The 507-nt window shown below is 64.5% G+C and carries 1 protein-coding gene; it reads right to left on the bottom strand.

All coding sequences use genetic code 11. The annotated features are described in order from the left end of the window. Positions 1-507: phosphotransferase family protein (locus PKF00_RS45125; RefSeq protein WP_271223820.1), on the bottom strand; the 507-nt coding region annotated here is incomplete at both ends.

The raw sequence follows: 507 nt of genomic DNA, 5'->3' as shown, positions 1-507 counted from the left end.
ATCACCCAGCCCATCAGCTGATAGGTGAAGTCGGCCAGCGGATCGCCCAGCGTGGAGAGCTCCCAGTCCAGCACCGCGATGACGCGCGGTTCGGTCGGGTGGAAGATCATGTTGTCCAGCCGGTAATCGCCATGGACGACGCTGGTGCGTTCCTGTTCCGGCGCGGCCTGGGGCAGCCAGTCGATCAGCTTGTCCATCGCCTCGACCGTACCCGTTTCGGCGGCACGGTATTGCTTGGACCAGCGGCCGATCTGGCGCTGGAAGTAATTGCCGGGCTTGCCATATTCACCCAGTCCGGCCGCTTCGTGGTCGATGCCGTGCAGATGCGCCAGCGTGGCGTTGGCGGCGTCGTAGATCGGGCCGCGTTCGGATTTGTCGAGGTCGGGCAGGAGCGGGTCCCAGAAGATCCGGCCGGTGACGAAATCCATCACGTAGAATTCGGTGCCGATGACATCGCGGTCCATGCACAGCCCGTGCATTTTCGGCGCGGGGAAGCCGGCCTTGCCC

The sequence above is a fragment of the Streptosporangium carneum genome, assembly GCF_027922005.1.
Lineage (GTDB): Bacteria > Actinomycetota > Actinomycetes > Streptosporangiales > Streptosporangiaceae > Streptosporangium > Streptosporangium carneum.
The sequence above is the reverse complement of the archived record's forward strand: the minus strand, read 5'-3'. Positions and strand labels throughout refer to the sequence as shown.